The sequence below is a fragment of the Acidovorax sp. IB03 genome (genome assembly GCF_016406015.1).
In the GTDB taxonomy this organism is placed as follows: Bacteria; Pseudomonadota; Gammaproteobacteria; order Burkholderiales; family Burkholderiaceae_C; genus Acidovorax; species Acidovorax temperans.
Genome location: NZ_JAEFCH010000002.1, coordinates 198290 through 215813, shown reverse-complemented (window position 1 = coordinate 215813; position 17524 = coordinate 198290). Strand labels below are relative to the sequence as shown.

Annotated in this window: 16 protein-coding genes; 4 read left to right on the top strand and 12 right to left on the bottom strand. The window is 64.9% G+C overall.

Annotated features, from left to right (window positions below; translation table 11 throughout):
* Positions 1 to 15 precede the first annotated feature (15 nt).
* From lldR to dld, 3 genes are read left to right on the top strand one after another with little or no spacing between them, the layout of a single operon-like run.
* Positions 16 to 801 carry a transcriptional regulator LldR gene (gene lldR, locus IHV84_RS02105; protein ID WP_198845606.1) on the top strand — a complete coding sequence of 262 codons (786 nt, stop codon included), beginning with the start codon at positions 16 to 18 and terminating at the stop codon, positions 799 to 801.
* Positions 798 to 1937, top strand: a complete 1140-nt coding sequence (gene lldD / locus IHV84_RS02100; protein ID WP_198845605.1) for an FMN-dependent L-lactate dehydrogenase LldD — start codon at positions 798 to 800, stop codon at positions 1935 to 1937. The genes lldR and lldD overlap by 4 nt, the downstream gene beginning before the upstream one ends.
* Positions 1934 to 3688 (top strand): D-lactate dehydrogenase, encoded by a 1755-nt coding sequence (dld, locus tag IHV84_RS02095; RefSeq protein ID WP_198845604.1) that lies wholly within the window; start codon positions 1934 to 1936, stop codon positions 3686 to 3688. Before lldD ends, dld begins: the two co-directional genes overlap by 4 nt.
* A 15-nt stretch (positions 3689 to 3703) precedes the next feature.
* On the opposite strand, the gene IHV84_RS02090 is transcribed toward dld, so the two are convergent.
* The 3 genes from IHV84_RS02090 to IHV84_RS02080 form a co-directional block, all read right to left on the bottom strand.
* The gene (locus IHV84_RS02090; RefSeq protein ID WP_370541161.1) at positions 3704 to 4054 is read right to left on the bottom strand and encodes a nucleotide pyrophosphohydrolase; all 351 of its coding nucleotides are present in this window, start codon (positions 4052 to 4054) and stop codon (positions 3704 to 3706) included.
* A 100-nt stretch (positions 4055 to 4154) separates the two neighbouring features.
* Entirely contained in the window at positions 4155 to 5087 is a 933-nt protein-coding gene (locus tag IHV84_RS02085; protein WP_198845603.1) for a 2-hydroxyacid dehydrogenase, read from the bottom strand.
* 27 nt (positions 5088 to 5114) lie between these two features.
* Positions 5115 to 6941: an ABC transporter ATP-binding protein/permease gene (locus tag IHV84_RS02080; protein ID WP_198845602.1), complete on the bottom strand. Its 1827-nt coding sequence runs from the start codon at positions 6939 to 6941 to the stop codon at positions 5115 to 5117.
* Positions 6942 to 6981: 40 nt separating this feature from the next.
* Here IHV84_RS02080 and IHV84_RS02075 point away from each other — a divergent pair, with 40 nt between their 5' ends.
* Positions 6982 to 7410 carry an acyl-CoA thioesterase gene (locus IHV84_RS02075; RefSeq protein WP_044395885.1) on the top strand — a complete coding sequence of 143 codons (429 nt, stop codon included), beginning with the start codon at positions 6982 to 6984 and terminating at the stop codon, positions 7408 to 7410.
* A 25-nt stretch (positions 7411 to 7435) separates the two neighbouring features.
* Here the strand turns inward: IHV84_RS02075 and IHV84_RS02070 are convergent, their stop codons facing one another.
* The 9 genes from IHV84_RS02070 to IHV84_RS02030 all read right to left on the bottom strand — a co-directional run bounded on the left by IHV84_RS02070 (position 7436) and on the right by IHV84_RS02030 (position 17522).
* Positions 7436 to 7990: a polymer-forming cytoskeletal protein gene (locus IHV84_RS02070; RefSeq protein WP_142082174.1), complete on the bottom strand. Its 555-nt coding sequence runs from the start codon at positions 7988 to 7990 to the stop codon at positions 7436 to 7438.
* 148 nt (positions 7991 to 8138) lie between these two features.
* A complete protein-coding gene (locus IHV84_RS02065) occupies positions 8139 to 8627 on the bottom strand; it encodes a thioesterase family protein (RefSeq protein WP_198845601.1) in 489 nt (162 codons plus the stop codon).
* Between the two features lie 297 nt (positions 8628 to 8924).
* Positions 8925 to 9701 carry an enoyl-CoA hydratase gene (locus IHV84_RS02060; protein WP_066697239.1) on the bottom strand — a complete coding sequence of 259 codons (777 nt, stop codon included), beginning with the start codon at positions 9699 to 9701 and terminating at the stop codon, positions 8925 to 8927.
* A gap of 45 nt (positions 9702 to 9746) precedes the next feature.
* Positions 9747 to 10577 (bottom strand): acyl-CoA thioesterase II, encoded by an 831-nt coding sequence (locus IHV84_RS02055; protein WP_198845600.1) that lies wholly within the window; start codon positions 10575 to 10577, stop codon positions 9747 to 9749.
* A 309-nt stretch (positions 10578 to 10886) separates the two neighbouring features.
* Positions 10887 to 12086, bottom strand: a complete 1200-nt coding sequence (locus tag IHV84_RS02050; protein WP_198845599.1) for an acetyl-CoA C-acyltransferase — start codon at positions 12084 to 12086, stop codon at positions 10887 to 10889.
* Between the two features lie 12 nt (positions 12087 to 12098).
* The gene (locus tag IHV84_RS02045; protein ID WP_198845598.1) at positions 12099 to 12611 is read right to left on the bottom strand and encodes a DUF4442 domain-containing protein; all 513 of its coding nucleotides are present in this window, start codon (positions 12609 to 12611) and stop codon (positions 12099 to 12101) included.
* A gap of 154 nt (positions 12612 to 12765) precedes the next feature.
* Positions 12766 to 15168 (bottom strand): 3-hydroxyacyl-CoA dehydrogenase/enoyl-CoA hydratase family protein, encoded by a 2403-nt coding sequence (locus tag IHV84_RS02040; protein WP_198845597.1) that lies wholly within the window; start codon positions 15166 to 15168, stop codon positions 12766 to 12768.
* A 66-nt stretch (positions 15169 to 15234) separates the two neighbouring features.
* Complete coding sequence (locus IHV84_RS02035; protein ID WP_066692984.1) at positions 15235 to 15672, bottom strand: DUF2147 domain-containing protein; 438 nt, start codon at positions 15670 to 15672, stop codon at positions 15235 to 15237.
* Positions 15673 to 15725: 53 nt separating this feature from the next.
* Positions 15726 to 17522 carry an acyl-CoA dehydrogenase C-terminal domain-containing protein gene (locus tag IHV84_RS02030; RefSeq protein ID WP_044395765.1) on the bottom strand — a complete coding sequence of 599 codons (1797 nt, stop codon included), beginning with the start codon at positions 17520 to 17522 and terminating at the stop codon, positions 15726 to 15728.
* Between the last annotated feature and the right edge of the window lie 2 nt (positions 17523 to 17524).

Here is a 17524-nt window from a genome sequence, read left to right as displayed (position 1 = left end):
AATCCGAGAGCCCCCATGCGCCTGGCCGATCACGTTGTCGAAAAACTGCTTGCCCTCGTGCAAGACCGCGGACTGCAGCCCGGACAAAAGCTGCCCGCAGAACGGCAACTGGCGGAGGAGCTGGGGGTGTCGCGCACCTCGGTGCGCGAAGCCATCCAGAAGCTCACCAGCCAGGGCGTGCTCTCGGCCCGGCGCGGCGATGGCACCTATGTGCAGCAGATCCACAAGCCCGCAGAGTGGCTGCAGGAAGCCATGGTGCCGCTGGCGGGCCTGATCGAATCCGACCCGCACTACCGCTACGACGTGCTGGAGACGCGCCATGCCCTCGAAACCAGCACCGCCTGGCTGGCCGCACAGCGCGCCACGGCGCAAGACAAAGCCCATATCCAGCGCTGCTTTGAAGTGATGCTGCAGCACCAGCAAAGCGGCCACGCCGAGCTGGCTGCGCGCGCCGACGCGCAGTTCCACCTGGCCATTGCCGAAGCCTCGCACAACCTGGTGCTGGTGCAGGTGATGCAGAGCCTGTTCACCGTGGTGCTCTCCACCGTGGAGCGCAACCGCCACGACATGTTCCGCCTGAGCGCGCCCATCACGCTGCAAGCCCTCACGGCGCAGCACCAGGCGCTGATGCAGGCGATTCTGGACGGCGACCCGCAGCACGCACGCGAATGCATTGGCGAGCACCTGGAGCATGTGCGCACCACCATCCAGCGCATGGACGAAGACCGCGCACGGCGCGAACGTTCCATGCGCCTGCCCCTGGATCTAGCCCCCCAAGACCTGAAACAGCCACCACCATGATCATCTCCTCCAGCGCCGACTACCGCGCAGCAGCGCAACAGTTTCTCCCCCCCTTCCTGTTCCACTACATCGACGGCGGCGCCTATGCCGAGCAAACGCTGCGCCGCAACGTGGACGACTTCGCCGCCGTGGCGCTGCGCCAGCGCGTGCTCAAGGACATGAGCCAGCTGGACACCAGCATCGAACTGTTTGGCGAAAAGCTCAGCATCCCCGTCGCCCTCTCGCCCGTGGGCCTGACCGGCATGTACCGCCGCCGCGGCGAGGTGCAGGCCGCGCGCGCGGCTGACAAACACGGCATTCCGTTCACCATGTCCAGCGTGTCGGTCTGCCCCATTGAAGAAGTGGCGCCCAAAATCCAGCGCCCCATGTGGTTCCAGCTCTACGTGCTGAAAGACCGGGGCTTCATGCAGAACGCGCTGGAGCGCGCCCAGGCCGCCGGCTGCACCACCCTGGTGTTCACGGTGGACATGCCCGTGCCCGGCGCCCGCTACCGCGACGCGCATTCGGGCATGAGCGGCCCCAACGCCCCGCTGCGCCGCTACTGGCAGGCCATGACGCACCCACGCTGGGCGGTGGACGTGGGCCTGCTGGGTCGCCCGCACGACCTGGGCAACATCTCGGCCTACCGGGGCAGCCCCACAGGCCTGGCGGACTACATGGGCTACCTGGGGGCCAACTTCGACCCATCCATTTCCTGGAAAGACCTGGAGTGGATCCGCGCCTTCTGGAAGGGCCCCATGGTCATCAAGGGCATCCTCGACCCTGAAGACGCCAAGGACGCCGTGCGCTTTGGCGCGGACGGCATCATCGTCTCCAACCACGGCGGCCGCCAGCTCGACGGCGTGCTGTCTTCGGCCCGCGCCCTGCCCGCCATTGCCGACGCAGTGAAGGGCCAGATCAAGATCCTGGCCGACTCCGGCATCCGCAACGGGCTGGACGTGGTGCGCGCCCTGGCCCTGGGCGCCGACTGCGCCATGATCGGCCGCGCCTACATCTACGCGCTGGCCGCAGCGGGCGAGGCGGGCGTCAAGCACCTGCTGGAGCTGCTGGAAAAAGAGATGCGCGTGGCCATGACGCTGACCAGCGTGGCCAAGGTGGCCGACATCTCCACTGATTTGCTTGCGCGCGAAGCATGAGCGTGGTCCCGCAAATCAGCCGCGAGGCTTTGCTGGCGCAATTGCGTGACGCCGTGGGTGCTGCCCATGTGCTGACCGACGACCAGGCCACCCGGCGCTTTCGCAAAGGCCACCGCACAGGCGAAGGCCCGGTGCTGGCCGTGGTGCGCCCCGGCACGCTGCTGGAGCAGTGGAAGGTGCTGCAGGCCGCTGTGGCGGCGGGCCGCATCGTCATCATGCAGGCGGCCAACACGGGCCTGACGGGCGGCTCCACCCCCGACGGAGCCGACTACGACCGCGAGATCGTGCTGGTGAACACACTGCGCATCACCGGTGTGCAGGTGATTGCCGGGGGCGATCAGGTGGTGTGCCTGCCCGGTGCCACCCTGGACAAGCTGGAGCAGACGCTGGCCCCGCTGGGGCGCGAGCCGCACTCGGTCATCGGCTCGTCGTGTATCGGCGCGTCGGTGCTGGGCGGCATCTGCAACAACTCGGGCGGTGCACTGGTGCGCCGCGGCCCGGCGTACACCGAACTGGCCCTGTATGCCCGCGTGAAGGACGACGGCACGCTGGAGCTGGTGAACCACCTGGGCATCGCCCTGGGTGACACGCCCGAAGAAATCCTGACACGCCTGCAAAGCGGCGACTATGCCGAAGCCGACATCCAGCGCGACACCGGCCGGGTCGCCTCCGATTCCCGCTACGCCCAGGACGTGCGTGCCGTGGATGCCGACACCCCCGCCCGCTTCAATGCCGACCCGTCCCGCCTGTTCGAGGCCTCGGGTTCCGCAGGCAAGGTGTGCCTGTTTGCCGTGCGGCTGGACACCTTCCCCAAAGAACCCAGCACGGTGTTCTACATCGGCAGCAACACGCCCGATGACCTCACCGCCGTGCGCCGCCACCTGCTCACCGCCCTGCCCCGCCCGCCCATTGCCGGTGAATACATCCACCGCACGGCGTTTGACATTGGCGAGAAGTACGGCAAGGACACCTTCCTGCTCATCAACCACTTTGGCACGGCCCGCGTGCCTGCGGCCTTTGCAGTCAAGAGCCGGTTCGATGGGTTCTTTGAACGCCTGGGCATGCGCGGCTTTGTGGACCACGCCATCCAGGCGCTGACCCGTCTGCTGCCCAGCCACCTGCCTCGGCGCGTGCGCCAGTGGCGCGACCTGTACGAGCACCACCTGCTGGTGCGCGTATCGAACGACCAGGTGGAAGCCACCCGCGCCTTCCTGACCGAGCACTTTGCGAACAGCACCCAGGGCGCCTGGTTCGAGTGCGATGCCGACGAGGGCCGCAAAGCCTTCCTGCACCGCTTTGCCATCGCAGGCGCGGCCATTCGCTACCGTGAGGTGCACCGCAGCGAGGTCGAAGACATCGTGGCGCTCGACATTGCCCTGCGCCGCAACGACCGCGAATGGGTGGAGCAACTGCCGCAGGACGTGGAGCGCGATGTGGTGCACAAGCTCTACTACGGCCACTTCTTCTGCCATGTGTTCCACCAGGACTACATCGTGAAGAAGGGCGTGGACCCGCTGGCCATGGAGCACCGCATGTGGGAGCTGCTGGACGAGCGCCGCGCCGAATACCCCGCCGAGCACAACGTAGGCCACCTCTACGTGGCCAAGCCCGCGCTGGCGGGCTTCTACCAGTCGCTGGACCCGACCAACACGTTCAACCCCGGCATCGGCCACACTCCACGCGGGCGCGACTGGCAAGAGTGCAACCATGCCAGCGGCGGCTGGCCCAAGGGGTATTCCGAAAACGCCTGAACGCGCGCAGCCCAGCTATGGTCCATCGGCCGAAGTCGGGCCAGCGGGCGGTGCAGGGTGCTTGATGGCGTTCTTCACCAGCTTGCGCTCCACCGCGTCGCGCAAGTCCACGCCGGTGTGGTCGGCCAGCTGCAGCAGGTAGAGCAGCACATCGGCCATCTCTTCACCCACGCGTTCCTTCTGCGCGGGGTCGGCGGTAAACTGTTGCGATTCCTCGGGCGTGAGCCACTGGAACAGCTCCTGCAGCTCGGCCGCCTCCACCATCAGCGCCATGGCCAGGTTCTTGGGCGTGTGGTACGGCTGCCATTGGCGGGCAACGGCAAAGGCGCGCAGGCGCTGCTGCAGGTCGGCCACATCCAGCGTCATGCTGCACCCCTTGCGCAGTCAAAGCAAGGCAAGCCCAATACGCTATGTATTTGATAGCTACTTGCGCCTACCCCATAAGCGCTAGAGGCCAATTTGATGCTCATAGCGGCGTCACAGGTGCCTCGCCCGCCAGGTGGCGGCGGGCGTTTTCCATGAAGCGGTCCACCGAGTTCTGCACCGCTTCGGGCGACCAGCCCGCCACATGGGGTGTGAGCACCACGTTGTCCAGGTCCAGCAGCTCGGCCGGGGGCGCAGGTTCGCTCTCGTACACGTCCAGCCCCGCTGCGGCAAGGCGGCCTTCGCGCAGCGCGGCGGCCAGGGCGGCGGTGTCGATCACGCTGCCGCGTGCAATGTTGACCACCACGCCGCGCGGGCCCAGCGCGTTCAGCACGGCAGCGTTCACCAGATGCCGGGTAGCAGCGCCGCCGGGCGTGGCGATGACGAGAAAGTCCGCCCACTCGGCCAGCGCTGCCACATCGGCAAAGTAGCGGTAAGGCACATCGGTGCGGGCGCTGCGGTTGTGGTAGCCCACCTCCATCTCGAAGCCCAGCGCGCGCTGCGCAATCTTCTTGCCGACGGTGCCCAGGCCGATGATGCCCAGGCGCTTGTGCGACACGTTGGGGGGCAGCGGCAGCGCCGTGCGCCACACACCGGCCCGCGTGGCCTTGTCCAGCGGCAGGATGCGGCGCTGCGCCGCAATCAGCAGGCCCCAGGTGTGGTCGGCCACACAGTCGTCGTTGGTGCCCGCACCGGTAGCCACCACCATGCCGCGCGCTTTGGCGTAATCCACCGCCACGTTCTCGTAGCCTGCGCCCAGCACGCAGATCAGCGTGAGGGCAGGCAGCGCGTCGATCTGCGCTGGCGACAGGCCAATGGCCCCAATGGTGAGCGCTACCCGCACGCGCGGGCCGTGCTCGGCAATGGCGGCTGCGGCCGATGGTGCATCGGCCGCGTAGATGACTTCAAACACCTCGGCCATCTGGGCACGGTGTTCTTCCGACAGGAAAGTGAGGGCAAGCAGGACAGGCTTCATGGTTTTTAACGTTCTAAAACAGTGGAATCAGGCGGTGCCATCACTTTGCTGCAACGCCCACATGCTGGCGTAACGGCCATTGAGGGCCAGCAGCTGTGCATGCGTGCCGCGCTCGATGATGCGGCCCGCATCCATCACCAGAATCTCGTGCGCGTCCACCACCGTGGAGAGGCGGTGGGCAATGAGCAGCGTGGTCTTGTTTTGCGCAGCGCTTTGCAGCTCGGCCTGGATGGCGCGCTCGTTGGCAGAGTCCAGCGCGCTGGTGGCCTCGTCGAAGATAAGGATGGGCGGGTTCTTGAGCAGCGTGCGCGCAATGGCCACGCGCTGCTTTTCACCGCCCGAAAGCTTGAGCCCCCGTTCGCCCACCATGGTGGCGTAGCCCTTGGGCGTGGCGGCGATGAAATCATGGATGCGCGCGGCGCGAGCGGCGGCCTCCACCTCTTGCTGCGTGGCGCCCGTGCGGCCGTAGGCAATGTTGTAGGCCACGGTGTCGTTGAAGAGCACCGTGTCCTGCGGCACGATGCCAATCGCCTGGCGCACGCTGGCCTGCGTCACGCTGCGAATCTCCTGCCCGGCGATGGTGATGCGGCCCTGCTGGATGTCGTAGAAGCGAAACAGCAGCCGCGCCAGCGTGGACTTGCCCGAGCCCGAGGGCCCCACCACCGCCACCGTCTTGCCCGCGGGGATTTCAAAGCTCACGCCTTGCAGAATGGGGCGCGCAGGGTCGTAGGCAAAGTGCACGTCATCAAACCGCACGGTGGGCTGGTCCAGCCCCTGCAGCGGCTGCGCGCCGGGCGCGTCGGCCACCTCGCGCTCCTTGTCCATCAGCACGAACATCTTGTCCAGGTCCGTCAGGCTCTGCTTGATCTCGCGGTAAATCACGCCGAGGAAGTTGAGTGGGATGTAGAGCTGGATCATGAAGGCGTTGACCATCACCAAGTCACCCAGCGTCATGCGCCCATCGACCACGCCCTGCGTGGCGCGCCACAGCATGGCCACCAGCCCCACGGCAATGATGAGCTGCTGGCCCGCGTTGAGCATGGACAGCGTGGTCTGGCTCTTGAGCCGCGCGCGGCGCAGGCGCTCCAGGCTTTCGTCGTAGCGGCGGGCCTCGAAGCCTTCGTTGTTGAAGTACTTCACCGTCTCGTAGTTCAGCAGCGAATCCACCGCCTTGGTGTGCGCGGCCGAGTCGAACTCGTTGGCTTCGCGGCGGAACTTGGTGCGCCACTCGGTCACCAGCACGGTGTAGACGATGTACAGCACCAGCGCGGTGAGTGTGATCCAGGCAAACCAGGCCTCAAACTTCACGGCCAGCACGCTGAGCACCAGCACCACCTCAATGAGCGTGGCAAACACATTGAACAGCGAGAACGAGATCAGCGACTCAATGCCGCGCACCCCGCGCTCGATGTCGCGCGTCATGCCACCCGTTTGCCGCTCCAGGTGAAAGCGCAGGCTCAGCGCGTGCAGGTGCTCAAAGGTCTGCAGCGCAATCGAGCGCGCCGCCCCTTGCGTGGCCTTGGCAAAGACCAGCTCGCGCAACTCGTTGAACACGGAAGTGGACAGGCGCAGCGCGCCGTAGGCCACCAGCAGGCCCACGGGCACGACCAGCATGGCGGCCGGATCGCCCGGCTTGAAGCTCATGGCATCGACCAGGGTCTTGAGCAGCAGGGGCACGCCCACGTTGGCCAGCTTGGCGGCCACCATGAAGGCGATGGCAGCCACCACGCGCCACTTGTACTGCCACAGATAGGGCAACAGGCGCTGCAGGGTCAGCCAGTCGGTGCGGGATCGCTGCTCGGATGGAGGGGACGATGGGGAATGTGGAGGGCCGGATTCACCGCGTTGGCGCATGGGGGACAATCCTGATTGTTGTTATCTAGTGATTGTGCCCATGTCTGCCTCTTTCAGCCCGCCACCCGCCGCATTGCCCTCCGAGCACGAACTGGTGCTCAAAGTCATTCCCATGCCTGGCGACTGCAACGCCAACGGCGATATTTTTGGCGGCTGGGTGATGGCCCAGGTGGACCTGGCCGGATCGGTCCTGCCCGCGCGCTACGTGCAGGGCCGCATGGCGACCGTGGCGGTCAATGAATTCATTTTCAAGCAGCCGGTGCGCGTGGGCGACATCCTGTCGTTCTTCTCGCACATCACGCGCGTGGGTAACACCTCGGTCACCGTGCAGGTCGAGGTGTATGCCGAGCGCTTTTCAGACCAGGGCCGCTATGTGAAGGTGACCGAGGCCACGCTGACCTATGTGGCCATAGACGCCAATGGGCGCCCGCGCCCGCTGCCCAAGCCGCAGGCGCCTGCCCAGGGCTGAAAGCCCCAGGCGGTTTTCTGAGCCCTCAGGCCGCCATGGCAGCGGGCTCTGCGCGCACCACCGCAGGCGCAGCCGATGCGCGCGCGCCAGCGCCAATACCGGCTTCGATCTCGCCCGCCAGCTGCCCGCCCTCTTCCACCACCAGCTTGCCGTAGCGGATCTTGCCGTTGACCTTGCCCGTGCTGTAGATCACCAGCTTATGGCGCACGGTGAGGGTGCCGTTGAATTCGCCATGGATCTCGGCAATGTCGATCTCTGCCGAGCCCTTGAATGCGCCGTTTTCCGAGATATGGATCACGCGCGAATCCATGGTGGCTTCTACCGTGCCTTCCACTACCAGCGTGTCGCAGTCGGTGATCTCCACGCCCTTGAGCTTGATGTTGGGGCCCACCGTGAGCTTGCTGCCCGAGCTGTCGCCTACCGAAGAAGCCTGTGGCTTCTGCCCCGTGAGGCCGCCCGCTGGTGCGGCCACCGCGGGGGCGGAGCCCGAGGCGAGCGTGTTCAAACCGTTGGCAGGGGGAGTGTGGCGCTGGAAGGGTTCGGGTTCGCGTTTGCCAAAGAAGGGGTTTTGCACGGCCATCAGATCTCCTTGAAAAGGATGCATCCTAGGTTTTCATGCCTGCAAAAGTTGCCATCTTTCGCAAAAGCAGTAACCAAACGGTTCGTTCGTAGCATGCGCTTGCAAGGCTTGCAGGACCACACGCCCACCGCCTGCGGCGCAGCACAACTTACGAAACGATATAAGCCGCCGCCCCGGCCGACATGAGCTGCCCATCAGGGCCAAAGAATTCCATGCGCGTGGTGGCCACGCGCGAGCCCAGGCGCAGCACCTCGGCCCGCAGCTCGAAGTGGCGGCCAATGCCGGGGCGCAGGTAGTCAATGCGCAGGTCGATAGTGCCCAGTTTGGCAAAGCGGTGCAGGCGCTGCTCAGGTGGCTCGCTCATGTGCTTGGCGCCAATGGCGGCCATCACGGCCAGGCCACCCATGGCATCCAGCCCGGCACTGATCACACCGCCGTGGATGCGGTTGTAGGCATAGTGGCCCACCAGCTCCGGCCGCATGTCGATGCGCGCCACCACCTGTTGCGGGGCAATGCTGGTGACCTTGAGCCCCAGCAGCTGGTTGAAGACGATCTTCTCTTCAAAGATGGTGGTGAGCCCGGCGAGGAACTCGGGCTCGAACACGATGGCGGCAGCGGAAGCAGACGAAGCGGACATAAAAACCCTTGAGGCGCGGCGGGCCACCCGCCATCATTACTATGCTTTTGATAGCTGCCAGCGCTTGTCAATAAAGCGCCGGAAGCCAATTTCGCTTAAATCACGGACATCAGTAGCAGCCTTCAGACCTTGCTGAAATCAGGATGTCTTTTGGCGAAACACTTCCGCCCTGCTGCGCAGTGCGTGCTGGCTGCGCCAGCTCCAGACTTCAGACCTTGCTGAAGTCTGGATGTCTTTTCTAGCGAAAGATCCACCGCCCTGCTTCGCAGTGCGTACTGGCTGCGCCAGCACCAGACTTCAGACTTTGCTGAAGTCTGGGTGTCTCTTTTCCATAAACGCGCCAAATGCTTCGCGGGCGGCGGGCTCGCGCAGCATGCGGCCAAAGCTGGCGCCTTCTTCGGCCATCACGGCCGCAATCTGGGGCAGTTGGTGCTTTTTCATCAGGCGCTTGGTCTCGATCAGCGAAGACAGGGGCTTGGCTGCCAGCTTCTTGGCCTGGGCTTGCGCCACGCCGTTGCATTCGGTGGGTGGCAACACGCGGTTGACCAGGCCCACTTCCAGGGCAGCTTCGGCAAAGAAGGGCTCGCCCAGCAACAGCGCTTCGGCGGCGCGGTGGTAGCCCAGCATTTGCGGCACCAGCAGGCTGGATGCGGCTTCAGGGCACAGGCCCAGGTTGACGAAGGGCATGGAGAACGCCGCGTTGTCGCCCGCGTAGACCAGATCGCAGTGGAACAGCATGGTGGTGCCAATGCCCACCGCCGGGCCGCACACCGAGGCGATCACGGGCTTGGGGAAGGCGGCCAGGCGGTGCAGGAAGCGGAACACGGGCGAATCCTGCGTGGCAGGGGGCTGCTGCAAAAAGTCGCCGATGTCATTGCCCGCACTGAAGATGGCTACATCGCCCTGGAACACCACCACGCGCACGCTCGCGTCCTGCTCTGCGGCGGCCAGGGCGTCGGCCATGGCGGCATACATCGTGGTGGTGATGGAGTTTTTCTTGTCCACCCGGTTGAAGGTGATGGTGGTCACGCCGGCTTCGGTGTGGACGAGGATGTCTTTGGTGGTTTCGGTCATGGTCAAAGGGGTGAATGAGGAACGTAGCAGCGCACGGCGGTGCGCTCACTCCTTGTAGTAAACGATCTGGTGGCTGGTGGCCAGCATGGTGCCGGCTTCGTTCCACAGCTGCACGGTCTGGTCAAAAAACCCGTTGCGGAACTCCTGCCCGCGCGCCTGGCCCAGCAGGTAGCCGGTGCCGGTTTGCGCCAGTTGCTCTGCGCTGGCATGGAAGTACACGGTGATGGACACCGTGCCTGCGGGCACGCGGTGCGCACGGCGCAACCACACGCGGGGGAAGAACAGGTCAGCCAGCGCAGACAGCGCGCAAAAGTCCAGCGGCCGTGCCGGTGCGTCGCGCATCCACAGCTGGGTCAGGCTGTGGTCGCCACTGCCATCCCAGGCGCGCGGCAGTGCGCCGGTGATGGGGCGCATTTCATAGCGGTTCAGCCACTCCATGGCTTCGGGCCCGTGTTCGATGGCCGGGTGGGCCGTGGGGCCGGGCACGGCGGGCATGGGCACATCGCCCGCGCTCCAGGTGTCGCGGCGCACGGCGGTCACGGCCGTGGCCGTGGTGGTCACCACGGGCGCGCCTTCGGCATCGGCCTGCAGGATGGTCAAAGTCCAGTGCTGGGTGGACCGGTTGGTGCGCACGGGCGTGGCCTGCACGGTAAAGGCCCCCGCCGTGAGCGCCCCCGCGTAATTGACGGTGAGCGACAAGGGGTCGCCCAGCCGGTCAGGGTGCTGCATCACGGCCTGCAGCAGCGTGGCCGCAGTCACGCCGCCGAATGGCCCCACCATGTTCCAGTAGCCGGGGTGGGTCTGGCCCGTGAACTGCCCGGGCGCGGAAGACGTCAGCGCAAGCGCCTCGTCCAAAGGATGGATGGATGAAGTCATGCCGCTAGTGTGCCGCGAAACCAAACGCCAGGGCGTCGTCACGGAGACTGCAGCCACCGCGCACCGTCTGACACCGATTTGCCGAAGTGAGCCAAATATGTCTCCTCGCGCTAAACCGATCTGTACCGGCTTGAATGGAAAACAAAAACAGGCAGGGCGTTGCCCCTGCCTTCACACCCCACCCTCAAGGGCGTAGCGAGCGACTTTCAGGCTAGGCGGACGGAGCGCAGCAACCGGAACGTACTTGCGGTACGTGAGGATTGCGAGCACCGCCCAACGACGCATGAAAGTCGCGCAGTAGCCAGCCAACTACAGGGCTTCGATGATGCCGGCGGCGCCTTGTCCTGTACCTACACACATCGTGACCATGCCGTACTTCAGCTTGTGCCGGCGCAGCGCATGCACCACCGTCGCCGCACGGATGGCTCCGGTAGCGCCCAGCGGGTGCCCCAATGCAATCGCGCCACCCATCGGGTTCACGTTGGCAGGGTTAAGACCCAGCGTATTGATCACCGCCAGCGACTGCGCCGCGAACGCTTCGTTCAACTCATACCAGCCGATGTCATCGCTCTTGAGACCCGCATAACGCAGGGCCGCCGGAATGGCTTCGATGGGACCAATGCCCATGATCTCGGGTGGCACGCCGCGCGCGGCGTAGCTCACAAATCGCGCCAGGGGCGTCAGGCCAAACTGCTTCACGGCCTTTTCGCTGGCCACGATGAGGGCGCCCGCGCCATCGCTGGTCTGCGAGCTGTTGCCCGCCGTGACGCTGCCGCGTGCAGCAAACACGGGCTTGAGCTTGGCCAGGCCTTCGAGCGATGTGTCGGGGCGAGGGCCTTCGTCCAGGCTCACGGTGCGGCGCTTTTCCACCACTTCGCCGGTGGCGAGATTGGGCGAGCGTTCCACGATTTCGATGGGCGTGATTTCGTCGGTGAACTCACCGGCCTTTTGCGCCTTGATGGCGCGCTGGTGGGATTCGAGGGCGAACGCGTCCTGCATTTCGCGGCTCACCTTCCACTGCTGGGCGACCTTTTCTGCCGTCAGGCCCATGCCGTAGGCGATGCCTACGTTCTCGTCCTTGGCAAAAATCTCGGCGTTGAACGAGGGCTTGTTGCCGCCCATGGGCACCAGGCTCATGGACTCGGCGCCACCGGCGATCAGCACGTCGGCCTCGCCCACGCGGATGCGGTCGGCGGCCATCTGCAGCGCGGTGATGCCCGATGCGCAGAAACGGTTCACCGTCACGCCGCCCACAGGGTGGTCAAACGCCAGGCCCATCGCAATGCGGGCCATGTTCATGCCTTGCTCGCCTTCAGGGAAAGAGCAGCCAATGATGGCGTCTTCAATCGCCTTGGGGTCCAGCGTGGGCACCTGCAGCATGGCGCTCTTGACGGCGGCGACCAGCAGATCGTCAGGCCGGGTGTTCTTGAAATAGCCGCGGCCCGAGCGCCCGATGGGCGTGCGCGTGGCAGCGACGATGTAGGCGTCCTGGACTTGTTTTTGAGCCATGGTGAAACTCCTTCAATTCTTGGGGGGGCGGCTGGAAGGAACCCAGGCCCACGTAAATACACATTCGACCGGCTCCACACCGGCTTCGTCGGTCACCGTGACCGCTACCTGCACCTCGCCCTTGTCGCTGGTCTGCATGGCTGCGCGTTGCTCGGCAGTGAGCGTGGCCACGGCCTTCAGGCCGCCCGTGGCGCGCTTCTTGAACGCCATGGAAAGCTCCTTGGCCAGCGGCAGGCAGTCATCGCGCACGTTCATGCCCACGACCATGCCGGTGGCCGTTTCGGCCAGCAGGTTCATGGCCGAGGCGTGCACGCCGCCGATGTGGTTCTGCACGCGATGCTCGTTGGCAAGATGCACTTCGACCCGCTCAGGCGTGAGCGACACGAACTTCACCCCGGCCGTGCCGGTGAAGGGCACGGCCCGGCGCAAGATGATGTTCTGCACAAAGCCCCGCATGAAGGCGGGTGCTTCGTCCAGGCGCATCAGCGAGCGCTGGAGTTTGTTAGGGGCTTGCAACGCGCTCATGCCAGATACCCATCGCACTGCACACAGCTCACATTGCCGAACACTGGCGCGGCCCAGCCCAGTGCACCCGTGGAGCTGGCTTTGCCAGGCCACAGGGTGCGTCCCCCTCCCGCAGGAGAGGGGGAAGGCGCGAAGCGACTCAGGGGGTGCATCATCAATTCCGGACAGGCTTGCCCGTAGACAGCATGCCCAGGATGCGCTCGTGCGTCTTGGGCTGGGCGATCAGGTGGCAGAACACCTTGCGCTCCAGCGTGAGCAGGTATTCCTCGCTCACCATCGAACCCGCATCCACATCGCCGCCACAGACCACCTCGGCAATCATGGCGCCGATCTTGAAGTCATAGGCGCTGATGAAGCCGCCGTCGCGCATGTTCACCAGCTGCGCCTTGATGGTGGCCAGGCCGCTGCGGCCCGCCACGGGGAACAGACGCTTGTGCGGGGCACGCCAGCCACTGGCAGCCATGGACTTGGCTTCGTTGATGGCGACGAACAGCAGCTCGTCCTTGTGCGGAACGATGACGTCGCTGTCCAGCAGGTAGCCCAGCTTGCGCGATTCGAGCGCGCTAGTGCCCACCTTGGCCATGGCGGCGGCGGTGAAGCCTTCGGTCAGGAAGGGCAGGATGTCCTTGCTCGTCGAGGCCGCCATGTTCTCGGCCGCGCGGCGGGCGATGTAGGTCAGGCCGCCGGCGCCGGGCACCAGGCCCACCCCCACTTCGACCAGGCCGATGTAGCTTTCCATGTGCGCCACACGCTTGGCCGAATACACGGCCAGTTCACAGCCGCCGCCCAGCGCCATGCCGTGGATGGCAGCCACCACGGGAACCTGCGCGTAGCGGATGCGCATCATCAGGTTCTGCAGCTCCTGCTCGATGCTTTCCACCGCGTCGGGGCCGCCCACGGCAAAGGCGGGCATGGTGGCTTCCAGGTCGGCGCCCACGCTGAAGGGCGCATCGCCCGACCAGATCACCATGCCGTCGTATTCGCGCTCGGCCAGCTCCAGGGCTTCAGCCAGACCTTCCATCACCTCGGGGCTGATGGCGTGCATCTTGTTCTTGATGCTGGCAATCAGAACCTTGCCGTCCAGCGTCCAGGTGCGCAGGGCTTTCGATTCGGCAATGGTGGTGCCAGCGGTGCGCCAGTCGGGCAGGCTGGTTTCGCCCAGCAGCGCCTCGGGGAAGATCTGGCGTTCGTACACGGGCAGCTGGCGGCGTGGCACGAATTGGCCGCGCGACGCGCTCCACGAGCCTTGCGCGGTGTGCACGCCACCGGCCTCGGCCACGGGGCCCTTGAAGACCCAATCGGGCAGCGGTGCCTTGCACAGCGCTTTGCCAGCGTCGATGTCTTCCTGGATCATCTTCGCCACTTCGAGCCAGCCCGCTTCTTGCCACAGCTCGAAGGGGCCCTGCTTCATGCCGAAGCCCCAGCGCATGGCCTGGTCCACGTCGCGAGCGTTGTCGGCTATTGTTGAAAGGTGCACGGCGGCGTAATGGAAGCTGTTGCGCAGAATGGCCCACAGGAACTGGCCGGGCGCACCTTCGGCGTTGCGCAGCAGGCGCAGGCGTTCAGCGGCGGGCTTCTTGAGCATGCGGGCGTACACCTCGTCGGCCTTCTGACCAGCAGGCACGTACTCTTCGCTTTCGAGCTCGAAGCGCATCACGTCGCGGCCGACCTTCTTGAAGAAGCCTGCCTTGGTCTTCTGGCCCAGGTGGCCCAGCTCCAGCAGCTTTTTCAGCACGGCGGGCGTGCCAAAGCTTTCGTAGAAGGGATCGGTCTCCAGGCTCAGGTTGTCCTGCAGCGTCTTGATGACGTGGGCCATGGTGTCCAGGCCCACCACGTCGGCGGTGCGGAAGGTGCCGCTCGATGCACGGCCCAGCTTCTTGCCCGTGAGGTCGTCCACCACGTCGTAGGTCAGGCCAAAGTTCTCCACCTCTTTCATCGTGGACAGCATGCCGGCGATACCCACGCGGTTGGCCACGAAGTTGGGGGTATCGTGCGCGCGCACCACGCCCTTGCCCAAGCCGCTGGTGACGAAGGCTTCGAGCTGGTCGAGCACTTCGGGCTGCGTGGTGGGGGTGTTGATCAACTCCACCAGCGTCATATAGCGCGGGGGGTTGAAGAAGTGGATGCCGCAAAAGCGAGGCTTGATGCTCTCGGGCAGCACTTCAGACAGTTTGGTGATCGACAGGCCCGAGGTGTTGGACGCCAGGATGGCGTGCTTGGCCACGTGGGGAGCGATCTTGGTGTACAGGTCGAGCTTCCAGTCCATGCGCTCGGCAATGGCCTCGATCACGAGGTCGCATTCCTTGAGCAGGTGCATGTGCTCTTCGTAATTGGCCTGCTGGATCAGCGCTGCATCATCAGCCACACCCAGGGGCGAAGGCTTGAGCTTTTTCAGGCCTTCGACGGCCTTGGTGACGATGCCGTTCTTCGGGCCTTCCTTCGCAGGCAGGTCGAACAGCACCACGGGCACCTTCACGTTGACGAGGTGGGCGGCAATCTGCGCGCCCATCACGCCTGCGCCGAGCACGGCGACTTTTTTCACTTGGAATCGGGACATGGGTTGGGTTCCTTGTTGGGGCGCGGCGTCACCCCGCTGGGGTGCGCGCGGCCACGGGAATGGGGGTTACTGGATGCGGATCCAGGTCTGCGTGCGACCGAAGGGGCCGATGGAGCCACGCACTTCCAGCTTCTTGCCGCCCTCGATGGGCGTGAGGCGCAGCGTGTAGTTGCGGCCGTTCTCGGGGTCGAGAATCTTGCCGCCTTCCCACACGTCCTTGCCGTCGGCCTTCTTGGCGCCACGGATGATTTCCAGGCCCAGCACCGGCTTGTCCTTGCGGTCATCGGTGCATTCCTTGCACACATCGTCCGGTTTGGCGTCCTTGGACAGGCGCTTTTCCAGCACCCCCAGCAACCCACCCGCACCCGTGTCACGGATGCGGATTTCGGCCTTGGCTTCGCCCGTCTTGTCGTCCACGTTGCGCCACAGGCCCTCAGGGGTCATCTGGGCCCAGGCCGGAGCCCCAATTGCTACCAAAATAATAGCTGCTACCGCTTTATACATAAGCGCTCCAGGGCAAAAATGCTTGAAATTCACCGTGCATGCAGGGCGTCGGATCAGGCCAGGGCCAGGTCCGTGTCCATCAGCACCTTGCTGCCGGCACGGGCGGTGCGCATCAGCGTGGCGGTTTCAGGGAACAGCTTGGCAAAGTAAAAGCGTGCGGTTTGCAGCTTGGCACCATAGAAGGGGTCGGTGTTGCCAGCGGCAATTTCGCGCAGGGCGACCTGGGCCATGCGGGCAAACAGGTAGCCGAACACCAGGTGGCCGGCCACGCGCAGGTAGTCCACAGCGGCAGCGCCCACTTCATCGGGATTTTGCATGCCCTTGAAGCCGATTTCGGTGGTGAACTTGGTCATCTGGTCGCCCAGCATCGCGATCGGGTTGATGAACTCGGCCATCTTCTCGTTCACGCCCTCTTCTTCCACCAGCTTGCCAATCAGCTTGCCCAGCTTTTTCAGCGTGGCGCCGTTGTTGCCCAGGATCTTGCGGCCCAGCAGGTCCAGCGACTGCACGGTGTTCGTGCCTTCGTAGATCATGTTGATGCGGTTGTCGCGCACGTACTGCTCCATGCCCCATTCCTTGATGAAGCCGTGGCCACCAAAGACCTGCATGCAGTGGTTGGTAGCGATGTGCCCGTTGTCGGTGATGAAGGCCTTGACGATGGGGGTCAGCAGGGCCACGAGTTCTTCAGACTCGGCACGCACCTTTTCGTCGGGGTGGCTGTGCACCTTGTCCAGCAGCAGCGTGCAGTAGATCTGCAGCGCGCGGGCGCCTTCGGCGTAGGCCTTGGCGGTGAGCAGCATCTTGCGCACGTCAGGGTGCACGATGATGGGATCGGCTTCCTTGTCCTTGGCCTTGGTGCCGCTGAGCGAGCGCATCTGGATGCGGTCCTTGGCGTAGGCCAGCGCGTTCTGGAAAGCCACTTCGGTCAGGCCCAGCGACTGGTTGCCCACGCCCAGGCGGGCGGCGTTCATCATCACGAACATGGCAGCCAGGCCCTTGTTGGGCTGGCCCACCAGGGTGCCGATGGCGCCGTCGATGGCGATCTGTGCCGTGGCGTTGCCGTGGATGCCCATCTTGTGCTCCAGGCCCGTGCAGTAAATGGGGTTGCGCTCGCCCAGGCTGCCATCAGCATTCACCTTGAACTTGGGCACCACAAACAGGCTGATGCCCTTGCTGCCCTTGGGCGCATCGGGCAAACGTGCCAGCACCAGGTGCACGATGTTGGAAGCCATGCTGTGCTCGCCAGCGCTGATGAAAATCTTGTTGCCGGTGAGCTTGTAGGTGCCGTCTGCCTGGGGTTCGGCCTTGGTGCGCAGCAGGCCCAGGTCGGTACCGCAGTGGGGTTCGGTCAGGCACATGGTGCCAGTCCACTCGCCGCTGGTCAGCTTGGGCAGGTACAGCTTCTTTTGCTCATCGGTGCCATGCGCATGCAGGGCTTCGTAGGCGCCGTGGCTCAGGCCGGGGTACATGGTCCAGGCCTGGTTGGCCGAGTTCATCATCTCGTACAGGCACTGGTTCAGCACAAAGGGCAGGCCCTGGCCGCCATAGGCAGGGTCGCAGCTCAGCGCCGCCCAGCCGCCTTCGACGTACTTGTCATAGGCTTCCTTGAAGCCCGTGGGGGTCTTGACCTCGTGGGTGGCCTTGTCCAGCACGCAGCCTTCGGTGTCGCCGCTGATGTTCAGCGGGAAGATCACTTCAGACGCGAACTTGCCCGCCTCTTCGATGACGGCGTTGATGGTGTCCACATCCACCTCGGCATGCTGGGGCATGGCCTTGAATTCATCGGTGACCTTGAAGACTTCATGCATCACGAATTGCATGTCGCGCAGGGGCGGCGTGTAGGTAGGCATCG

Coding starts and splice junctions, on each gene's coding strand:
- lldR (WP_198845606.1), top strand. CDS start 16: ATGCGCCTGGCCGATCACGTTGTCGAAAAACTGCTTGCCCTCGTGCAA.
- lldD (WP_198845605.1), top strand. CDS start 798: ATGATCATCTCCTCCAGCGCCGACTACCGCGCAGCAGCGCAACAGTTT.
- dld (WP_198845604.1), top strand. CDS start 1,934: ATGAGCGTGGTCCCGCAAATCAGCCGCGAGGCTTTGCTGGCGCAATTG.
- IHV84_RS02090 (WP_370541161.1), bottom strand. CDS start 4,054: ATGACGCTGGATGTGGCCGACCTGCAGCAGCGCCTGCGCGCCTTTGCC.
- IHV84_RS02085 (WP_198845603.1), bottom strand. CDS start 5,087: ATGAAGCCTGTCCTGCTTGCCCTCACTTTCCTGTCGGAAGAACACCGT.
- IHV84_RS02080 (WP_198845602.1), bottom strand. CDS start 6,941: ATGCGCCAACGCGGTGAATCCGGCCCTCCACATTCCCCATCGTCCCCT.
- IHV84_RS02075 (WP_044395885.1), top strand. CDS start 6,982: ATGTCTGCCTCTTTCAGCCCGCCACCCGCCGCATTGCCCTCCGAGCAC.
- IHV84_RS02070 (WP_142082174.1), bottom strand. CDS start 7,990: ATGGCCGTGCAAAACCCCTTCTTTGGCAAACGCGAACCCGAACCCTTC.
- IHV84_RS02065 (WP_198845601.1), bottom strand. CDS start 8,627: ATGTCCGCTTCGTCTGCTTCCGCTGCCGCCATCGTGTTCGAGCCCGAG.
- IHV84_RS02060 (WP_066697239.1), bottom strand. CDS start 9,701: ATGACCGAAACCACCAAAGACATCCTCGTCCACACCGAAGCCGGCGTG.
- IHV84_RS02055 (WP_198845600.1), bottom strand. CDS start 10,577: ATGACTTCATCCATCCATCCTTTGGACGAGGCGCTTGCGCTGACGTCT.
- IHV84_RS02050 (WP_198845599.1), bottom strand. CDS start 12,086: ATGGCTCAAAAACAAGTCCAGGACGCCTACATCGTCGCTGCCACGCGC.
- IHV84_RS02045 (WP_198845598.1), bottom strand. CDS start 12,611: ATGAGCGCGTTGCAAGCCCCTAACAAACTCCAGCGCTCGCTGATGCGC.
- IHV84_RS02040 (WP_198845597.1), bottom strand. CDS start 15,168: ATGTCCCGATTCCAAGTGAAAAAAGTCGCCGTGCTCGGCGCAGGCGTG.
- IHV84_RS02035 (WP_066692984.1), bottom strand. CDS start 15,672: ATGTATAAAGCGGTAGCAGCTATTATTTTGGTAGCAATTGGGGCTCCG.
- IHV84_RS02030 (WP_044395765.1), bottom strand. CDS start 17,522: ATGCCTACCTACACGCCGCCCCTGCGCGACATGCAATTCGTGATGCAT.